19 protein-coding genes are annotated in these 19,385 nt (G+C 58.8%); 8 read left to right on the forward strand and 11 right to left on the reverse strand.

What is annotated here, in order from left to right; translation table 11 throughout:
* Positions 1–30 precede the first annotated feature (30 nt).
* The 5 genes from ftsP to GQR96_RS21210 form a co-directional block, all read right to left on the reverse strand.
* On the reverse strand, positions 31–1,443 hold the full coding sequence (gene ftsP / locus GQR96_RS21190) for a cell division protein FtsP (RefSeq protein ID WP_004205222.1): 1,413 nt from the start codon (positions 1,441–1,443) through the stop codon (positions 31–33).
* 83 nt (positions 1,444–1,526) lie between these two features.
* Entirely contained in the window at positions 1,527–2,264 is a 738-nt protein-coding gene (gene plsC, locus GQR96_RS21195) for a 1-acylglycerol-3-phosphate O-acyltransferase (protein ID WP_004205223.1), read from the reverse strand.
* Between the two features lie 191 nt (positions 2,265–2,455).
* Positions 2,456–4,714 carry a DNA topoisomerase IV subunit A gene (gene parC, locus GQR96_RS21200; RefSeq protein WP_004205224.1) on the reverse strand — a complete coding sequence of 753 codons (2,259 nt, stop codon included), beginning with the start codon at positions 4,712–4,714 and terminating at the stop codon, positions 2,456–2,458.
* A 120-nt stretch (positions 4,715–4,834) separates the two neighbouring features.
* On the reverse strand, positions 4,835–5,704 hold the full coding sequence (locus GQR96_RS21205) for an AraC family transcriptional regulator (RefSeq protein ID WP_004205225.1): 870 nt from the start codon (positions 5,702–5,704) through the stop codon (positions 4,835–4,837).
* A gap of 77 nt (positions 5,705–5,781) precedes the next feature.
* Positions 5,782–6,189 (reverse strand): YgiW/YdeI family stress tolerance OB fold protein, encoded by a 408-nt coding sequence (locus GQR96_RS21210; RefSeq protein ID WP_065903967.1) that lies wholly within the window; start codon positions 6,187–6,189, stop codon positions 5,782–5,784.
* A 149-nt stretch (positions 6,190–6,338) separates the two neighbouring features.
* Between GQR96_RS21210 and qseB the strand changes: the two genes are divergently transcribed.
* The 4 genes from qseB to GQR96_RS21230 all read left to right on the forward strand — a co-directional run bounded on the left by qseB (position 6,339) and on the right by GQR96_RS21230 (position 9,428).
* On the forward strand, positions 6,339–6,998 hold the full coding sequence (gene qseB, locus GQR96_RS21215; RefSeq protein WP_023319162.1) for a quorum sensing response regulator transcription factor QseB: 660 nt from the start codon (positions 6,339–6,341) through the stop codon (positions 6,996–6,998).
* A complete protein-coding gene (gene qseC / locus GQR96_RS21220) occupies positions 6,995–8,344 on the forward strand; it encodes a quorum sensing histidine kinase QseC (protein WP_023319163.1) in 1,350 nt (449 codons plus the stop codon). The genes qseB and qseC overlap by 4 nt, the downstream gene beginning before the upstream one ends.
* A gap of 106 nt (positions 8,345–8,450) precedes the next feature.
* Positions 8,451–9,032 (forward strand): NAD(P)H-dependent oxidoreductase, encoded by a 582-nt coding sequence (locus GQR96_RS21225; protein WP_023319164.1) that lies wholly within the window; start codon positions 8,451–8,453, stop codon positions 9,030–9,032.
* A gap of 81 nt (positions 9,033–9,113) precedes the next feature.
* Positions 9,114–9,428: a putative quinol monooxygenase gene (locus tag GQR96_RS21230; protein ID WP_004205233.1), complete on the forward strand. Its 315-nt coding sequence runs from the start codon at positions 9,114–9,116 to the stop codon at positions 9,426–9,428.
* A gap of 73 nt (positions 9,429–9,501) precedes the next feature.
* Here the strand turns inward: GQR96_RS21230 and parE are convergent, their stop codons facing one another.
* The 5 genes from parE to nudF are packed head-to-tail and all read right to left on the reverse strand — an operon-like array spanning position 9,502 to position 13,906.
* On the reverse strand, positions 9,502–11,397 hold the full coding sequence (gene parE, locus GQR96_RS21235; RefSeq protein ID WP_004205235.1) for a DNA topoisomerase IV subunit B: 1,896 nt from the start codon (positions 11,395–11,397) through the stop codon (positions 9,502–9,504).
* 30 nt (positions 11,398–11,427) lie between these two features.
* Positions 11,428–12,003 carry an esterase YqiA gene (gene yqiA / locus GQR96_RS21240; protein WP_004205236.1) on the reverse strand — a complete coding sequence of 192 codons (576 nt, stop codon included), beginning with the start codon at positions 12,001–12,003 and terminating at the stop codon, positions 11,428–11,430.
* Positions 12,003–12,830, reverse strand: a complete 828-nt coding sequence (cpdA, locus tag GQR96_RS21245) for a 3',5'-cyclic-AMP phosphodiesterase (protein WP_004205237.1) — start codon at positions 12,828–12,830, stop codon at positions 12,003–12,005. The genes yqiA and cpdA overlap by 1 nt, the downstream gene beginning before the upstream one ends.
* Before the next feature lie 24 nt (positions 12,831–12,854).
* Entirely contained in the window at positions 12,855–13,277 is a 423-nt protein-coding gene (locus tag GQR96_RS21250; protein WP_004205239.1) for a DUF1249 family protein, read from the reverse strand.
* Positions 13,274–13,906 (reverse strand): ADP-ribose diphosphatase, encoded by a 633-nt coding sequence (gene nudF, locus GQR96_RS21255; RefSeq protein WP_004205241.1) that lies wholly within the window; start codon positions 13,904–13,906, stop codon positions 13,274–13,276. The genes GQR96_RS21250 and nudF overlap by 4 nt, the downstream gene beginning before the upstream one ends.
* A gap of 196 nt (positions 13,907–14,102) precedes the next feature.
* Between nudF and tolC the strand changes: the two genes are divergently transcribed.
* The 3 genes from tolC to GQR96_RS21270 all read left to right on the forward strand — a co-directional run bounded on the left by tolC (position 14,103) and on the right by GQR96_RS21270 (position 17,568).
* The gene (gene tolC, locus GQR96_RS21260; protein ID WP_017899749.1) at positions 14,103–15,563 is read left to right on the forward strand and encodes an outer membrane channel protein TolC; all 1,461 of its coding nucleotides are present in this window, start codon (positions 14,103–14,105) and stop codon (positions 15,561–15,563) included.
* Positions 15,564–15,730: 167 nt separating this feature from the next.
* On the forward strand, positions 15,731–16,402 hold the full coding sequence (locus tag GQR96_RS21265) for a DUF1190 family protein (protein ID WP_002916849.1): 672 nt from the start codon (positions 15,731–15,733) through the stop codon (positions 16,400–16,402).
* 5 nt (positions 16,403–16,407) lie between these two features.
* Positions 16,408–17,568: a glutathionylspermidine synthase family protein gene (locus GQR96_RS21270; RefSeq protein ID WP_017899748.1), complete on the forward strand. Its 1,161-nt coding sequence runs from the start codon at positions 16,408–16,410 to the stop codon at positions 17,566–17,568.
* A gap of 44 nt (positions 17,569–17,612) precedes the next feature.
* On the opposite strand, the gene ygiD is transcribed toward GQR96_RS21270, so the two are convergent.
* On the reverse strand, positions 17,613–18,404 hold the full coding sequence (ygiD, locus tag GQR96_RS21275) for a 4,5-DOPA-extradiol-dioxygenase (RefSeq protein WP_004205244.1): 792 nt from the start codon (positions 18,402–18,404) through the stop codon (positions 17,613–17,615).
* A 186-nt stretch (positions 18,405–18,590) separates the two neighbouring features.
* Between ygiD and zupT the strand changes: the two genes are divergently transcribed.
* On the forward strand, positions 18,591–19,361 hold the full coding sequence (zupT, locus tag GQR96_RS21280) for a zinc transporter ZupT (protein ID WP_017899746.1): 771 nt from the start codon (positions 18,591–18,593) through the stop codon (positions 19,359–19,361).
* Positions 19,362–19,385: the final 24 nt, after the last annotated feature.

The following is a 19,385-nucleotide window of genomic DNA, read 5'->3' on the forward strand; positions in this document are numbered from 1 at the left end:
CTGACCGTATGCCGGCCAGGGTCGAAGAGATTATGGCGCAGGATTCACCAGCATCTGGCCAATCGAACCGCGGTCGGCCAGCTCCAGCGTCTGGCTCAGATACTGGAACGGGAAGTGCGGCCACGACGGCTGGGCGTAGTAGACCAGCAGTTCGACCTGCCCGTCGACCCACACGGTGTCCTTCCAGCCGCGGTCTTCCGGGAAAGGGGTCGAACCGTTGACGTTACGGATCTGGAACATCACCCCTTCAATATGGAACGACTGCGGGCGGTCGGCGCGCACTGTCCAGCGCTCCCAGGTCCCCTGCTGCGCCGTAATATCAATACGCTGCGGATCCCATAGCTGGCCGTTAATCCCTGGATCGTCGCCGAGGGTGATATCCCGGCTGCGGATCGGCGTACCGGAGAGCAGCTCGGTCGGCAGCAGACGCACCGGCAGACTGTCGGTGACCAGCGGCAGCAGCCCGGTCGGGCGCAGGGTCAGCACCAGCGTGGAGACCAGAATGCTGGACGGTTCAAAAAAGCCGCGGATACGGTCGACAATGCTCGCCGCTTCGCCGCAGGTAATGGACACTTCATCGCCGTTGGTCATATCGACCAGGATTTCACGCCGTTCCCCCGGCGCCAGCGACAGCTGCTTGAGCGAAACCGGCGCCGGCAGGAACCCCTGGTCGCCGGAAATGACATGCAGCAGTCGGCCATCGCTCATCTGTAGCTGATAGCGCCGGGAGTTGGAGGCGTTCAGCAGGCGCAGTCGCACCCAGCCGCGCGACACTTCGACATAGGGGCTCTGCACGCCATTGACCAGCAGCGTGTCGCCGACGAAGCCGCCGCTGCCCGGTTCGCTATATTCCGGCGTGCCGAAGTTATCCAGCCGTTTATCCTGAATTATCACCGGGAAGTCATCGACGCCATAGTGGTTAGGGATCGGCAGGTTCTTGCTCACCTCATCCTCCACCAGCCACATGCCGGCCAGACCGTTATAGACCTGCTTCGCCATCCGGTTCGGCGTATTGGCCTGGTACCACAGCGTCGCCGCACTCTGGCGGATCGGCAGCACCGGCGCCCAGTCGGCGTTCGGCGACATCATGCGCGCCGCGCCGCCGATCAGCGGGCCCGGCACCTGCAGGCCGCGGATGGTCATCGCGACGTTCTCTGTCAGACGGTTGCTGTAGATAAGCTTGACGTCGTCTCCGCTCCAGACGCGGATCGTCGGCCCCATATAGCGGCCATTGATCCCCCAGACGGGGGCGCGGGTGCCTGGCGTAAACGACCAGTGCGAACGCTGCAGCGTCAGAAACAGCGGCTGACCGCGACGGGATTCCAGCAGCGGCGGAACCGGCAGCGCAGGCTGCTGGCCGGCGGCATGGGCCTTCAGCGGCGCGGCGCCAGCGCACAGCGCTACGCCGGAAGCCTTAATAAACTGACGCCGACTGAGTGACATATTAACTCCATGACATACTGACAAATGAAAAAGGGAATTCGTTTCCCGCCAGCAATACGCGCGCGGTGGCGGCGTTTCCTGTCTTATTGCTTGCCGGCCGCTTCGCGCTCGGCCACTTCGTTGTCCAGCTCAGCGATTTTGGCGGCCATCAGCTCGCGGCAATGCGTCGCCAGCGCGCGCACGTTGTCTTTACCGAACTGGCTGGTATCCACCGGCGGCAGCATTTCCACAATCACCAGACCGTTGTTCCAGCGATTGAGCTTTATTTTATTCGATGTATTCGAGACACACACCGGAATAATCGGCACTCCGGCGGCAATAGCCGCATGGAAGGCGCCGGTTTTAAACGGCAGCAGACCGCGGCCGCGGCTGCGGGTCCCTTCCGGGAACATCCAGAACGAAATTTTACGCTTTTTAAAGGCGTTAACGACCTCGGCAATGGTGCCGTGCGCTTTGGTTCGATTATTACGGTCAATCAGCAGATTACCGGTCAGCCAGTACAGCTGGCCAAAGAACGGGATCCACAGCAGGCTCTTTTTCCCCACGGTAACCGTCGGGGCCTGCACGATGTTAGACGCCGTCACCATATCATAGTTGTTCTGGTGGTTAGCGATGTAGATCGCGTTGCCATAGCTTTCCGCGTCGGCAGGTTTGCGCAGCTCCACCTTCAGGCCAAACACCGGGGATAAGCGGCCAAACAGATGGCCGAAAGTGGCAACGTGTTTTGGATTACGCGGGCTGAACAAGCAGTACAGACAGCCAAGTATGCACACCACGATGCAATAAATGACCACGAAAATTACTCGAAAAATGAATAGCATAGCTACCTCTAAAACCCAAACCGCTTAGAATTATTCGCTGCTGGCAGAAGGCAGGCTCACGAGTTCTGCGCAGGCCGGGACCGTTCTTCCTGGGTCCCTGATGATGGACATTGTTAATCGCAACGCCTGAATAAACAACGATTTTGCGGCATTTTTTCGCCTCCTCCCGTCAAAGACGGGAGGAGAAGCGCTTACTCTTCGCTATCGCCTGCCGCGGCACGGCGCGGCGAGTCAATTTCAACACGGTCAATTTTCTGCAGCCCGCGCATCAGCGAACCGCGGCGGCCGCGCTCGCCGGTGACTTTTTGCAGCTCTTCCGGACGCAGTTTGATCTTCCGTTTGCCGACGTGAATGGTCAGCGTACTCTGCGGCGGCAGGACAAACAGATGTGCGAGGCCGTCCTGTCCGGCGGCGGCTTCCGCCGCGGGAATGTTGATGATTTTGTTGCCCTTGCCTTTCGACAGCTGCGGCAGATCGCTGACCGGGAACATCAGCATCCGCCCGGCGGCGGTGATGGCCAGCAGCATATCGGACTCGTCCTCAATGACCAGCGGCGGCATCACATGCGCGTTGTCAGGCAGGGTGATCAACGCTTTACCGGCGCGGTTGCGCGCCACCAGATCGTTAAAGGTGCAGACAAAACCGTAGCCGGCGTCGGAGGCCATCAGCAGTTTCTGATCGTCGCCTTCCATCAGCATATGTTCCACGGTCGCGCCCGGCGGCAGCGTGAGCTTACCGGTCAGCGGCTCACCCTGGCCACGCGCCGAGGGCAGAGTAATCGGATCAATGGCATAGCTGCGCCCGGTGGTATCGATAAACACCACCGGCTGGTTGCTCTTGCCCTTCGCCGAGGCTTTCCAGCTGTCGCCCGCCTTATAGCTTAAGCCCTGGGCGTCAATGTCGTGCCCTTTGGCGCTGCGCACCCAGCCCATCTGCGACAGAACGATAGTCACCGGCTCAGACGGCAGCATGTCATGCTCGCTCATCGCTTTCGCTTCTTCACGCTCGTGAAGCGGCGAGCGGCGATCGTCGCCGAAAGCATCGGCATCGGCCTGCAGCTCTTTCTTCAGCAGATTGTTCATCTTACGTTCAGAGGCCAGAATCGCCTGCAGCTGATCGCGCTCTTTTTCCAGCTCGTTCTGCTCGCCGCGGATCTTCATCTCTTCCAGTTTGGCGAGATGGCGCAGCTTCAGTTCCAGAATCGCTTCCGCCTGGGTTTCGCTGATGGCAAAGCGCGACATCAGAGCTGGCTTCGGCTCATCTTCCGTGCGGATGATCTCAATGACTTCATCGATATTAAGGAACGCCACCAGCAAACCTTCGAGGATATGCAGGCGCTTAAGGACCTTCTCTAACCGGTGGTTCAGACGGCGACGTACGGTATCACGACGGAACACCAGCCATTCGCTGAGGATCTCCAGCAGGTTTTTTACCGCCGGGCGGCCGTCGAGACCGATCATATTGAGGTTGATGCGGTAGCTCTTCTCCAGATCGGTGGTGGCGAACAGATGGTTCATCACCTGCTCCATATCCACCCGGTTGGAGCGCGGGACGATCACCAGACGGGTCGGATTTTCGTGGTCCGATTCGTCGCGCAGGTCATCCACCATCGGCAGCTTTTTATTGCGCATCTGCGCCGCAATTTGCTCCAGAACTTTGGCGCCGGAGACCTGGTGCGGCAGCGCGCTGATCACTACCGCGCCGTCCTCTTTGCTCCACACCGCGCGCATGCGCACAGAGCCGCGTCCGTTCTGGTAGATTTTGCGAATTTCCGCCCGCGAAGTGATGATCTCCGCCTCGGTCGGGAAATCCGGCCCCTGGACGATATCCAGCAGTTCGTCGAGGGTCGTTTTCGGCTGCTCAATCAGCGTAATCGCCGCTTTCGCTACTTCACGCAGGTTGTGCGGCGGAATATCGGTCGCCATGCCCACCGCGATGCCGGTGGTGCCGTTGAGCAGGATGTTTGGCAGGCGCGCCGGCAGCATTTTCGGCTCCTGCAGCGTGCCGTCAAAGTTTGGCACCCAGTCGACCGTCCCCTGCCCCAGCTCGCTGAGCAGCAGCTCGGCATACTTCGACAGGCGGGATTCGGTGTAACGCATGGCGGCGAAGGATTTCGGATCGTCCGGCGCCCCCCAGTTCCCCTGGCCATCCACCAGCGGATAGCGATAGGAGAAGGGTTGCGCCATCAGCACCATCGCTTCATAGCAGGCGCTGTCGCCGTGCGGGTGATATTTACCCAGCACGTCGCCGACGGTGCGGGCGGACTTTTTGAATTTGGCGCTGGCGTTCAGCCCCAGTTCGGACATCGCATAGACGATGCGACGCTGGACCGGTTTTAAGCCATCGCCAATAAACGGTAATGCCCTGTCCATGATCACGTACATGGAGTAGTTCAGGTAAGCATTTTCCGTAAATTCATGCAGCGCAAGGCGCTCTGCCATATCGCTCATTAATCGTGGATCCTCAATCTGGGTACCGACCGTTCGGACGGCAAAACTACCCGCGATAATACCCGATCTCACGCCCTGAGTCACAGGCCGTGAGATCGGTTGAGGATTCCGTCACCTTAATCAGGCCAGCGGCAGATAAATATCGGTTTGCAGCTCATGCTCAGCCACCTCATGGACAAAATTGAGGTAACGGAAGTACACCGGAAAATCCCGTAACGTCTCGCCTGAAGCGGGTAACCAGTCGCGATAGAGAAACCAAACGCTGTTCGCCAGCGTGTCCAGCGAGCCGTGATGGCGCACGACGGCGCAGCGTCCGCTGGGGATTTCGCCGTTAATCACGCCAAAGGCGTTTTCACCGACCGGCCGTGCGACCGTACCGCAGATGTCAAAACGAAATTCCCCCTGCGGGGTGGTCTGCGGATCGTCCCAGGCGATCCCCCAGGTATCGCAGGTGGCGATGGGCGATAATCCGCTCGTTTTACGCCAGGCGATAAAACGCGCGGCGGTGGCGTTGACAAGGTCCGGGCTGCCGCGATGTTGCAGTACGGCTATCCGGGTGGTGGGGAACGAAATAATGTTGACGTCCATCGACGTTTGCTCCTGTAGCGTATGTTTCGGTACGCGTCGATGCCACTCGGCCCAGTCCGGTTGCTGACGGAACTGGGTCGGGCTTTGGTCAAACGCGGTACGGAAGGCACGACTGAACGACTCCGCATTCTGAAATCCGGCATCAAGGGCAATATCGATGACTTTATCGCGGGGGTTGAACGCCAGGCGCCAACAGGCGCGACGCAGACGCAACCACTGAATATACCGGTACAAGGGAATGCCGGTATAAGCGCTAAATTGCCGGTGAAAATGGTAAGGCGAACTGTGCGCTATCGCGCTCAGCATCTCCAGCGACAGCGGCTCATCAAGATGGTGCGCAATGTACCTACAGACGCGCTGGAAGCGCCCGACATACCCCGGGCTGGCCTTAATATCGTTCATCGTCTCCTCCTCGCGACATACTCTGACAGAGCGAGGATAGCGATGCCTGACCGATCTTGCGCTTATCCAACGGAGACTTATGGCGCGATTTTACGGATCTGTTTAACGTCGATTTCCACCGAGTTCCAGTCCTTATCGACTTCCCCCTGAATTTCTACCGTGTCCTGTGGGCCGACGGTGACGCCGTTCCAGCGTTTGTGGTCGATATCGACATTGATCACTCCGGTAGCATCCTGGAACTTATACAGATCGTCGGAAACGCGCTCGGTGATTTTGCCGCGCAGGGTCACCCAGGTATCGTCCCGCAGCGATTTGACATTGGTGACGGTGGTGATCGCGCCGCTCGGGCCGGTGAAGCCGCCGCCCTGGGTGGTTGAACTTGCCGGCGTGGTCGCAGAAGGACCGGTATACCCGCCCTGTCCGGCAGCCAGCACCGGCATGGAAACCAGGGCAACGATCGCGGTCATCGCAGCAATTTTCTTCATGATGTGTTCTCCCTTCGTGTTGATATGGCTCCTATTACGCCCGACAAAACTTAACGACTTCTTAAGGGGAAAAAAGAAATTTTAATGCTGTACATCACCCGCTTCAACGCGGTTTACTGCGCAAAGAATCAGGATCGTCAGAGGGAAACATGCGCATATTATTGGTGGAAGATGACAAGTTAATCGGCGATGGCATCAAGGCCGGGCTGAGCAAAATGGGCTTCAGCATCGACTGGTTTACCGCCGGGCTGGAGGGCAAAAACGCCCTATACAGCGCCCCCTACGACGCGGCAATTCTTGATCTCACTCTTCCTGGCGTTGATGGCCTCGATATTCTGCGCGAGTGGCGCGACAAAGGCCGCCATGAACCGGTGCTGATCCTCACCGCCCGCGATGCGCTCAGCCAGCGGGTGGAGGGGCTGCGCCTGGGCGCCGATGATTATCTGTGCAAACCTTTCGCCCTGATTGAGGTAGCGGCCCGCCTCGAAGCATTGATCCGCCGTGCCCACGGCCAGAGCAGCAGCGAGTTGCGCCACGGCAAGGTACGCCTTGACCCGAACCGCTTAACCGCCAGCCTCGACGGCGAAAGCCTGACGCTGAAGCCGAAGGAGTTCGCCCTGCTGGAACTGCTGCTGCGTAACGCCGGGCGCGTGCTGCCGCGTAAGCTTATTGAAGAAAAGCTCTACAACTGGGACGACGAGGTCTCCAGCAACGCCGTGGAAGTTCACGTCCACCATCTGCGGCGCAAACTCGGCAGTGAATTTATCCGCACCGTCCACGGCATCGGCTATACCCTGGGTGACGCATGAAACGACTTGCCCGCCTGAGCCTGCGCCTGCGCCTGACGCTGCTGTTTGCCGTGCTGACCGCCGCCGCCTGGGGCGTGGCCAGCGTGATCGCCTGGCAGCAGACCAGTAAAAAGCTGGATAAGCTGTTTGATACCCAGCAGCTGCTGTTCGCCCGCCGCCTGAGCGCCATGCATTTCGATGAACTGCGCGCCCCGCCGGCATCGCTCGGGGAAAAGAAAAAGGTGCGCCACGGGCATATCGACGACGATGCGCTGGCGTTCGCCATCTTCACCCGCGACGGCAAAATGGTGCTTAACGACGGCGAGAACGGAGAGGATATACAGTGGCACTCGCAGCGTGAGGGCTTTAGCGATGGCTACCTGCGCGGCGATGATGACGAGTGGCGCTTCCTGTGGTTAACCACCGCCGATGGCCGCCACCGCATCGCCGTCGGCCAGGAGTGGGATTATCGCCGCGAAATGGCGATGGACATTGTCACCTCGCAGCTCACTCCGTGGATGGTCGCCCTGCCGCTGATGTTCGTGCTGCTCATCGTGCTGTTAAGCCGCGAACTGGCGCCGTTGAAACATCTGGCGCGCACGCTGCGTCTGCGCGCGCCGGACTCGGCGGAATCGCTCAGCGTGGAGAAGATCCCCCCTGAAGTCCGCCCACTGGTCGAAGCCCTGAATCAGCTGTTCCAGCGCACCCACGACGTCATGCTGCGCGAGCGTCGGTTTACCTCTGATGCCGCCCACGAGCTGCGCAGCCCGTTGGCGGCGCTGAAGGTGCAGACTGAAGTCGCCCAGCTCTCTCTGGACGATCCACAAGGGCGGGAGAAAGCCCTGGCTCAGCTCCATCAGGGGATCGATCGCGCCACCCGTCTGGTGGATCAGCTGCTGACGCTGTCGCGGCTGGACTCGCTCGCCCAGCTGGACGACCTGCAGCCGGTCGCCATCGACGACCTGCTGCAGTCGGCGGTAATGGAGATGTACCACCCGGCGCAGCAGTCCGGGATTGAGCTGCGCCTGCATCTTAATGCCTCTGGCATCTCCCGCACCGGCCAGCCGCTGCTCCTCAGCCTGCTGGTGCGCAATCTGCTGGATAACGCGGTGCGCTACAGCCCGCGCGGCAGCCAGGTTGATATCACGCTCAACGCCCGCGAGTTTCGGGTCCGCGATAACGGCCCCGGCATTAGCCCGCAGGCGCTGGCGCGCGTCGGCGAACGTTTTTACCGCCCGCCTGGTCAGGATGCTCCGGGCAGCGGCCTGGGCTTGTCTATCGTCCGGCGCATCGCCTCGCTGCATGGCATGCGCGTCGAGTTTGCCAACGCCCGCGACGGGGGCTTCGAAGCCCGCGTTGGCTGGTAGCGGGATTATTGCTCATTTAGCAAAAGACTTTGCACATTTTGCTCATTTTACTGCCCCGCTTCGCGGGGTAAGATCGTCGGCAAATTTTCAAGATTGAGGACAACTAATGAGCAACATCCTGATTATCAATGGCGCAAAAAAATTCGCCCACTCGAATGGCCAACTGAACGACACCCTGACCGAGGTCGCGGAGAGTTATCTGCGCGACGCCGGGCACGATGTTAAAAGCGTTCGCGCCGAAAGCGAGTACGACGTCAAAGCCGAAGTGCAGAATTTCCTCTGGGCCGATGTGGTGATCTGGCAGATGCCGGGCTGGTGGATGGGCGCCCCGTGGACAGTGAAAAAATATATGGATGACGTCTTTACCGAAGGCCACGGTTCGCTGTACGCCAGCGACGGCCGTACCCGCTCCGACGCCAGCAAAAAATATGGCTCCGGCGGCCTGGTGCAGGGGAAAAAATATATGCTCTCCCTGACCTGGAACGCGCCAATGGAGGCCTTCACCGACAAAGAGCAGTTCTTCCACGGCGTTGGCGTTGACGGCGTTTACCTGCCGTTCCATAAAGCCAACCAGTTCCTGGGTATGGAGGCGCTGCCAACCTTTATCGCCAACGACGTGATAAAAATGCCTGATGTCCCACGGTATATCGCAGAATATCGCAAGCATCTGGCGGAAATTTTTGGTTAACTAGGGGTCTATGCTCTACATATTTCGAGTTATTGGAACCTGGAGTATGACAAGATCCACACAGAAGGAGTTGAGTTAACCATGTTAACAGTGATTGCAGAAATCCGTACCCGTCCGGGCCAGCACCACCGCCAGGCGGTTCTCGATCAGTTCGCGAAAATTATTCCGACCGTTTTGCAGGAAGCCGGCTGCCACGGCTATGCGCCTATGGTGGATCATGCCGCTGGCGTCAGCTTCCAGACCACCGCTCCTGACTCTATCGTCATGGTGGAGCAGTGGGAAAGCGTCGCGCATCTTGAAGCGCACCTGCAGACCCCGCACATGAAAGCCTGGTCGGAAGCGGTCAAAGGCGATGTGCTGGAGACCACCATCCGTATCCTGCAGGCCGGCGTCTAAGCCCGCCGACGCTGAAACGGAATAAGAAAAGGGAGCCTGAGGCTCCCTTTTACGTCTGGCGCAGCGTGCGGTCTTACACTTCCAGGTCCGCCATATCGCCCTTCTCCTGCAGCCAGTTGCGACGGTCTTCAGAACGCTTCTTGGCCAACAGCATATCCATCATCGCCGTGGTCTGCTGCTCATCCTCATCGCTGATCACCAGCTGCACCAGGCGGCGGGTATTTGGGTCGAGGGTAGTTTCCCGCAGCTGCATCGGGTTCATCTCGCCGAGACCTTTAAAGCGCTGGACGTTTGGCTTGCCTTTCTTGCGCTTCAGCTGCTCCAGCACGCCGGTTTTTTCTTCTTCCGTTAGCGCGTAGTAAACCTCTTTGCCGAGGTCGATACGGTACAGCGGCGGCAGCGCCACGTAGACGTGCCCCTCTTTCACCAGAGTCCGGAAGTGTCTCACGAACAGCGCGCACAGCAGCGTGGCAATGTGCAGGCCATCGGAGTCCGCATCCGCCAGGATACAAATTTTGCCGTAGCGCAGCTGGCTTAAATCATCGCTATCCGGGTCAATACCAATCGCCACCGAAATGTCGTGCACTTCTTGCGAAGCTAACACTTCATCGGAAGAGACTTCCCAGGTATTAAGGATCTTGCCTTTCAGCGGCATGATCGCCTGATATTCACGATCGCGCGCCTGCTTGGCTGACCCGCCCGCCGAGTCCCCTTCGACGAGGAACAGTTCGGTACGGTTCAGATCCTGGGCGGTGCAGTCGGCCAGCTTACCCGGCAGCGCCGGACCGCTGGTCAGCTTTTTGCGCACCACTTTCTTGGCGGCGCGCAGACGACGCTGGGCGCTGGAGATGGCCATCTCCGCCAGCAGCTCCGCAGCCTGCACGTTCTGGTTCAGCCACAGGCTGAAGGCGTCTTTCACCACGCCGGAGACGAACGCCGCGCACTGACGCGACGACAGGCGCTCTTTGGTTTGCCCGGCGAACTGCGGATCCTGCATCTTCACCGACAGCACGTAGGCGCAGCGATCCCAGATATCTTCCGCCGACAGTTTCACCCCGCGCGGCAGAATATTACGGTACTCGCAGAACTCACGCATCGCGTCCAGCAGCCCCTGGCGCAGGCCGTTGACGTGCGTCCCGCCCTGCATGGTCGGGATCAGGTTGACATAACTCTCGGTCAGCAGCTCGCCGCCTTCCGGCAGCCACAGCAGCGCCCAGTCCACCGCCTCCGTCTCACCGGAGAAGGTGCCGACGAAGGGTTTTTCCGGCAGCAGCGGCAGGCCGTTCACCGCTTCGCTAAGGTAGTCGTTAAGGCCATCGGCATAGCACCAGCTCTGCTCGCTGTTGTTGACCTGATCGCGGAAAACAATTTCCACGCCCGGGCACAGCACCGCTTTCGCTTTTAACAAGTGGGTCAAACGCGAAACGGAGAAGCGCGGGCTATCGAAGAAGCTTTCGTCAGGCCAGAAATGGACGCTGGTCCCGGTGTTGCGTTTACCGCAGGTGCCGGTGACGTGCAGGTCTTCTACTTTCTCACCATTCTCAAAGGCGATGCTGTAGACCTGACCGTCGCGACGCACGTTGACCTCCACGCGTTTAGACAGGGCGTTGACCACCGAAATCCCCACCCCGTGCAGGCCGCCGGAAAACTGGTAGTTTTTGTTGGAAAACTTACCGCCCGCGTGCAGTCGGCAGAGGATCAGCTCAACCGCCGGCACCCCCTCTTCCGGGTGAATGTCGACCGGCATCCCGCGCCCGTCGTCAATCACCTCGAGGGACTGGTCGGCGTGAAGGATCACTTCCACGCGTTTGGCGTGGCCTGCCAGCGCTTCGTCCACACTGTTATCAATCACTTCCTGACCAAGATGGTTAGGACGGGTGGTGTCGGTATACATGCCCGGACGGCGGCGCACCGGCTCTAGCCCGGTGAGTACCTCAATGGCATCAGCGTTATATGAAGATTGCGTCATGGTGTGTATTCGTAGGTCGTTCAGGGCCGTTTAGCGCAGGCCGAGAAATTCGATAATCTGAGTGAAATGATCGTCAAAGCCGACAAATGCGTGATTACCGCCCTCCTCCACCGTCTGCCGGCAGGAGGCGTAGTAATGAACGGCCTGGCGGTAATCAAGCACTTCATCCCCGGTCTGCTGCAGCAGCCAGAGTAAATCCGGCGCTTCGAGCGGGTCGATTTGCATGACTTTGAGATCGTAAATATGGCGAGACTCTAGCACATATTGTTGCCCGGTGTACGGATTCTCATTGTGGCCGAGAAAATTGTTCAGCAGCTCAAACGGCCGCACCGCCGGGTTAACCACGACCGCTGGCAGCATAAAGCATTGCGACAGCCAGGTGGCGTAGTAGCCGCCCAGCGACGACCCTACGACCCCCAGCGGCTCGCCGCCGTGCTCCAGCACGATGGACTCCAGCAGCTCCGCCGTTTCCGCCGGGTAAGGCGGCAGCTCAGGCACCACCATGGCGATCTCAGGATAGTGCTGCGCCAGCCAGGTCTTTAACGCCGTCGCCTTCGCCGAGCGCGGGGAACTGTTAAAGCCGTGCAGATAAAGAAGCGTCGCCATCAGTAGCCTTCTGAAGCAATATCCGGATGAAACGCCGCGCCTTCCAGGCGGCACACTTCGGTGGTCAGCGTTCCGTCAGGGTGAAGCTCCAGCCAGCGCCAGCCCGGCGACACCGTATCGAGGGTGAAATTGGCGCAGTGCGGCTTGAACTGAACGCAGGTCGACGGCGTCGCCATCATACGTCGGCCATTCCAGTCGAGATCCAGTTCCTGATGAATATGGCCGCACAGCAGATGCTTCACCCGCGGCCAGGCGCTCAGCGCGCTGTCCAGCGCGCCAGCGTTGCGCAGACTGTGTTGATCCAGCCAGCTGCAGCCGGCCGGCAGCGGATGATGATGCAGCAGAAGTAAGGTATAACGCTCCGGCGCCTCCGCCAGCTTATGTTCGAGCCATTCCAGCTGGAAGTCGCTCAGCTCACCATGGGGAACGCCAAACACCTGGCTATCCAGCAGCAGGATCTGCCAGTGGTCGCCGAGAAACACGCGCTTGGCGGGGGAAATGCCCGACTCCTGCAGGGTGCTGTACATCGCCGGCTGGAAATCATGGTTGCCCGGTAGCCAGACGCAGGGTGCAGCAAAACTCGCGATGCCCTCAGCAAAATGCTGGTAGGCCGCGGAGGAGTGATCCTGCGCCAGATCGCCTGTTGCGACAATCAAATCGCATGGACGCTGTGAGGCATGAATGGCCGACAGTACGGCCTGATAGCTTTCCCAGGTATTGATGCCTAACAACGTTTCATGTTTTTCAGCAAACAGGTGAGTATCAGTAATTTGTAAGATCCTGACTCTGGCCTCACCAGCCAGAGGTAGGTTTAACAGGCTTTCCAAATGGTGTCCTTAGGTTTAACGACGCTAACAAACCGGAATCGCCATCGCTCCATGTGCTAAACAGTAACGCAGCCAGTCGGCCAGAAACTGGTTAATTTGATGCTTTTCGTCGCGTTGATGCAACTTTTTATTAGGATAATCATATCGCGCTTTGAAGCGAAAGATCTGCTGACTCGAACACACTTCGGCCACCATGGCGTCATGGTAGAGGCGAACGGTCATGGATGGCAGACTCCAGTAGCTCACCGCTGGCAGAGTCTGCTCTATCGCCACCAGAGTAGTGTAGCGGGTTGATTCCGTTATCGTTAACCGATATTGCGCGCTTCCCACCTGATAGCTCACCTTCTCACCCGCTGCATCCGTTCGCGGCAACAGGCGGCGCAACTGGGCGAAATTGGTCTCGCACAGGCGCATCATCTCAGGGAAGTCAGGTGTATAACGCTTCATTTTGTCCACTCGTTTCGTAAATTGTGATAATGCAATTGCAGCCATTGCAAGGCGATGACAGAGGCTGCGTTGTCGATTTTCCCCTCTTCTACCCACTGGTAAGCCTGCTCCCGGCTTACCACATGCACCCGAATATCCTCATTTTCCTCGGCCAGGCCGTGAATGCCTTTTGCCGTCGATGCATCAACTTCGCCCACCAGGATCGATAACCGTTCACTGGTGCCGCCAGGACTGGCCAGATAGCTTAATATTGGTTTCGTCCGCCCAACTTCAAGCCCGGCCTCTTCCAGCGCTTCCCGACGGGCGACATCTTCCACCGTCTCACCCGCCTCGATCATGCCGGCGACCATTTCCAGCAGCCACGGGCTCTCGCTGGTATCATAGGCGGCGATACGGATTTGTTCGACCAGCACCACTTCGTCCCGCACCGGGTCAAAGGGTAGCAAGACGGCGGCATGCCCGCGCTCAAAAATTTCACGGGTGACTTCGCCGCTCATGCCGCCGTTAAACAGGCGGTGGCGAAAACGGTATAAATCGAGTGAAAAAAAACCACGATACAGCGTTTCGCGTGCAATAATTTCTACATCATTTTTGGAGAAGGTAATTCCCTGGTGGATGGGTTTGCTCATTGTTATGTCCTGCTAATCCGAAATGAGGGATTTCCAGACCGTTTGGCTACCGTTTTACGGTCCGTATGTTAGATTGGTGCAAATTACCGCCGGATGGCACGTAACGCCAACTTTTTACGGCGGCAGAATCGATACAATCAGCGGAATTTTTCTTAGAATTAGACCAGCGCTAAATGCTTCACAACAAGGAATGCAAATGAAGAAATTGCTCCCCATTCTTATCGGCCTGAGCCTGACCGGGTTCAGCGCCATGAGCCAGGCGGAAAACCTGCTTCAGGTTTACCAGCAGGCGCGCATCAGCAACCCCGATCTGCGTAAATCGGCAGCCGATCGTGACGCCGCATTCGAAAAGATCAACGAAGCGCGCAGTCCATTACTGCCTCAGCTCGGGCTGGGAGCGGATTATACCTATACCAGCGGCTTCCGTGATTATAAAGACCAGAATTCTAACGTCACCAGCGGCTCGCTGCAGTTAACGCAGGTTCTGTTTGATATGTCGAAATGGCGCGCCCTGACGCTGCAGGAAAAAGCGGCAGGCATTCAGGATGTCACGTATCAGACCGATCAGCAAACGCTGATTCTGAATACCGCGACGGCCTATTTCAAAGTGCTGGCCGCCATCGATACGCTCTCTTATACCGAAGCGCAGAAACAGGCTATTTACCGTCAGTTGGATCAAACCACCCAGCGCTTTAACGTCGGTCTGGTGGCGATCACCGACGTGCAGAACGCCCGCTCACAATACGACGCCGTGCTGGCGAACGAAGTGACCGCGCGTAACGATCTCGACAACGCCGTGGAAGAACTGCGCCAGGTTACCGGCAACTACTACCCGGAGCTGGCCTCCCTGAACGTAGACGGCTTCAAAACCAGCAAACCGCAGGCGGTGAACGCCCTGCTGAAGGAAGCGGAGAACCGCAACCTGTCGCTGCTGCAGGCGCGTCTGAATCAGGACCTGGCCCGCGAGCAGATTCGCCAGGCGCAGGACGGCCATTTGCCGACCCTGGATTTAAACGCCTCGTCTGGCGTTTCCAACAACCGCTACAGCGGCTCAAAAAGCACCTCGCAAGATGCTGATATCGGTCAGAACAAAATCGGCCTGAGCTTCTCCCTGCCGCTGTACCAGGGCGGGATGGTTAACTCGCAGGTCAAACAGGCGCAGTACAATTTCGTCGGCGCCAGCGAGCAGCTGGAAAGCGCTCACCGCAGCGTGGTCCAGACCGTGCGTTCTTCGTTTAACAACGTGAATGCCTCTATCAGCAGCATCAACGCCTACAAACAGGCGGTGGTCTCTGCGCAAAGCTCCCTGGATGCGATGGAAGCTGGCTACTCGGTGGGTACCCGTACTATCGTTGACGTCCTCGACGCCACCACCACGCTGTACAACGCCAAACAGCAGCTCTCTAATGCGCGCTACAACTACCTGATCAACGAGCTGAACATCAAGTCGGCGTTAGGTACGCTGAACGAGCAGGATCTGATCGCCCTGAACAACACCTTGGGCAAACCGATCTCGACCTCTGCCGACAGCGTCGCGCCGGAGAATCCGCAGCAGGATGCCACTGCCGATGGTTACGGCAACACGACTGCGGCTATGAAGCCGGCGTCCGCACGGACGACGACCCATAGCAGCGGCAGCAATCCGTTCCGTCAGTAATTTTCATACTGTGACGCGCATCGCCTGTCCGTCGGACAGGCGATGCGTTAAACGTAAGGCAACGTAAAGATCCCCCGCTTAGCGCCCCTCTTCGCTTCATTTTCCACCACTCATCCTCTATCCTGAGCGTTAACACACGCCATACCACTGGGTCCTGGAAGACAAATATGAAACGGACAAAAAATATTAATCATTCGTCGTTCCGCAAAAGCTGGAGCGCACGTCACCTGACGCCGGTCGCCCTGGCCGTCACCGCGGTCTTTATGCTTGCCGGTTGTGAAAAAAGCGACGAAACGGTCTCGCTGTACCAGAACGCCGATGACTGCTCCGCCGCCAACCCGGGCAAAGCAGCCGAATGCACCACGGCCTACACCAACGCGGTGAAAGAGGCAGAGCGCACCGCGCCGAAATATGCCACCCGCGAAGACTGCGTCGCCGAGTTTGGCGAAGGTCAGTGCCAGCAAACGCCTGCCCAGGCGGGCGTCGCCCCGGAAAACCAGGCCCAGGCGCAAAGCAGCGGCAGCTTCTGGATGCCGCTGATGGCCGGCTACATGATGGGCCGCCTGATGGGCGGCGGCATGGCGCAACAGCAGCCGCTGTTCAGCTCCAAAAACCCTGCCAGCCCGGCCTACGGTCAGTACACTGACGCCAGCGGTAAGAGCTATGGCGCCGCCCAGCCGGGCCGCACCATGAACGTGCCGAAAACCGCGATGGCGCCGAAGCCAGCGACCACCACCACCGTCACCCGCGGGGGCTTCGGCGAGTCGGTGGCGAAGCAGTCGACTATGCAGCGTAGCGCCGCAGGCTCAACCTCTTCTTCTCGCTCAATGGGCGGCTAAGCAACATGGAAAGAGTCAGCATTACCGAGCGCCCGGACTGGCGCGAGAAAGCGACCGAATACGGCTTCAACTTCCACACCATGTACGGCGAGCCCTACTGGAGCGAAGAGGCTTATTACAAGCTGAGCCTCGCCCAGGTGGAAAAGCTGGAGGAGGTCACCGCCGAGCTGCATCAGATGTGTCTTCAGGTGGTGGAAAAAGTGATCGCCAGCGATGAGCTGATGGCCAAATTCCGCATCCCTAAACACACCTGGGGCTTTGTGCGCCAGTCGTGGAAAACCAACCAGCCGTCACTTTACTCACGTCTCGACCTGGCCTGGGATGGCGTCGGCGAGCCGAAGCTGCTGGAGAACAATGCCGACACGCCAACCTCGCTGTATGAAGCGGCCTTCTTCCAGTGGATCTGGCTGGAAGACCAGCTCAACGCCGGCAAGCTGCCGGCGGGCAGCGACCAGTTCAATAGCCTGCAGGAGAAGCTGATCGATCGCTTCGGTGAGCTGCGCGAGCAGTTTGGCTTCCAGCTGCTGCATATGGCCTGCTGCCGCGATACCGTTGAAGATCGCGGCACCGTGCAATATCTGCAGGATTGCGCCGCCGAGGCGGGGCTGGCGACGGAATTCCTCTACATCGAAGATATTGGGCTGGGTGAAAAAGGCCAGTTTACCGATCTCCAGGATCAGGTGATTGGCAACCTGTTCAAGCTCTATCCGTGGGAGTTTATGCTGCGGGAGATGTTCTCCACCAAGCTGGAAGACGCCGGCGTTCGCTGGCTGGAGCCGGCGTGGAAGAGCATCATCTCCAACAAAGCGCTGCTGCCGATGCTGTGGGAAATGTTCCCCAATCACCCGAATCTGCTGGCGGCTTACTTCAGCGAAGATGCCCATCCGGAGATGGAGAAGTACGTCATTAAGCCGATCTTCTCCCGCGAAGGCGCCAACGTGTCGATCGTTGAACAGGGCAAGGTGGTGGAGTCGGTGGAAGGTCCGTATGGGGAAGAAGGCACTATCGTGCAGGAATTTTACCCGCTGCCGAAGTTTGGTGACAGCTACACGCTGATTGGCAGCTGGCTCATCAACGATCAGCCCGCCGGGATCGGCATTCGTGAAGACCGGGCGCTGATTACCCAGGATCTGTCGCGTTTCTATCCGCACATTTTCGTCGAATAATGTCGCGCTCCGGCGACGATACCGCCGCCGGAGCTCAATTTTTATCAGGCGCCAACCACCACCGACAGCATACTCAGCGAACCCATCTCGATGCCATCGACCGGGGTCGAAATCGCCTCAACGCCATCCCATGCCCCCAGCACGTATAACAGCGGCAGGAAATGCTCCGCCGTGGGGTTGGAGAGCGAGCCCCCTTCGTGTGCCAGGTAGTTAACCAGCGGGTGCTGATCGTCCGGGCCCTGCCACTGCAGATTCGCCTTCACGTAGTTGTTGAAGGACTCCGCCCACGGATACGGCGTGTTCTCGCCATGCCAGCGGGCGGTACGCAGGTTGTGCACCACGTTGCCGCTGGCCACCAGCATAATCCCTTCATCACGCAGCGAGGCCAGCTTTCGCCCCATTTCGAGATGCCAGGCCGGCGGTTTGGTGCTGTCGATGCTCAGCTGAACCATCGGGATATCCGCCTGCGGATACATCTTGATCAGCACGCCCCACGAGCCATGGTCAAATCCCCAGGCTTCTTTATCGAGAGTGACCGGCACCGGCGAGAGCAGCTCCACCAGCCGTTGCGCCAGCGCCGGGGAGCCCGGCGCCGGGTAATGGGTGTCATACAGCGCCTGCGGGAAACCGCCAAAGTCGTGAATGGTCTTCGGGGCCTCCATCGCCGTCACGCCCGTACCGCGCGTGAACCAGTGCGCAGAGACCACCACGATCGCTTTCGGACGCGGCAGGGTTTCGCCCAGGTGAGCCCAGGCGCGGGTATAGCGGTTGTCTTCCAGCACGTTCATTGGGCTGCCATGGCCGAGAAACAACGCGGGCATTCGGGTACGGGACATGATGATATCCTTAGGGTGTCAATGTGATGTGCTCACATTACGCGCTTTTGCGCCAGGATAAACTCAGATAACCATGATGATGATCGTCAGAAAATTTGAATGTAATTCGCGGTAAAGGGAGCTGTCCCGTACGCGCATCCTCAGGCAATATACTCCTATGCACTTATTTTCGCAGGGAGAGAAGCGATGTCATCACCCTTAATATTGACGCTGTTAGCCGGTAGCGCAACCTTTATAGGCGCCATTTTCGGCGTGATTGGCCAGAAACCTTCTAACCGCCTGCTGGGCTTCTCCCTCGGCTTTGCCGCCGGGATCATGCTGTTGATTTCGTTGATGGAAATGCTGCCTGCCGCGCTGGCCGCCGAGGACATGTCGCCGCTGCTCGGCTACGGAATGTTTGTTTTCGGCCTGCTGGGCTACTTTGGTCTCGATCGCCTGCTGCCGCATGCCCACCCGCAGGATTTGATGACCCCCGCCGCGCCGCGCCCGCGCAATTTACGCCGCACCGCCATTCTGCTGACGTTGGGTATCAGCCTGCATAACTTTCCGGAAGGGATCGCCACCTATGTCACGGCCAGCAACAACCTCGAGCTTGGCATGGGAGTGGCGCTTGCCGTCGCCCTGCACAATATTCCTGAAGGACTGGCCGTTGCCGGGCCGGTATATGCCGCCACCGGATCGCGCAGTAAGGCGGTGCTCTGGGCCGGTCTTTCCGGCATGGCGGAGATTTTAGGCGGCGTGCTGGCGTGGCTGATTCTGGGTAGCCTGGTCTCGCCGATGGTCATGGGCGCGATCATGGCCGCCGTCGCCGGGATTATGGTGGCGCTGTCGGTCGATGAACTGATGCCGCTGGCGAAAGAGATCGATCCGCAAAGCAACCCGAGCTATGGCGTCCTGTGCGGGATGTCGGTGATGGGGCTGAGTCTGGTGGTGCTCCAGACGATGGGCATCGGTTAAGGCACAGAAACAAAACAGCCCACT

The sequence above is a fragment of the Klebsiella sp. PCX genome, from assembly GCF_021869705.1.
Classification (GTDB): Bacteria; Pseudomonadota; Gammaproteobacteria; order Enterobacterales; family Enterobacteriaceae; genus Klebsiella; species Klebsiella quasipneumoniae.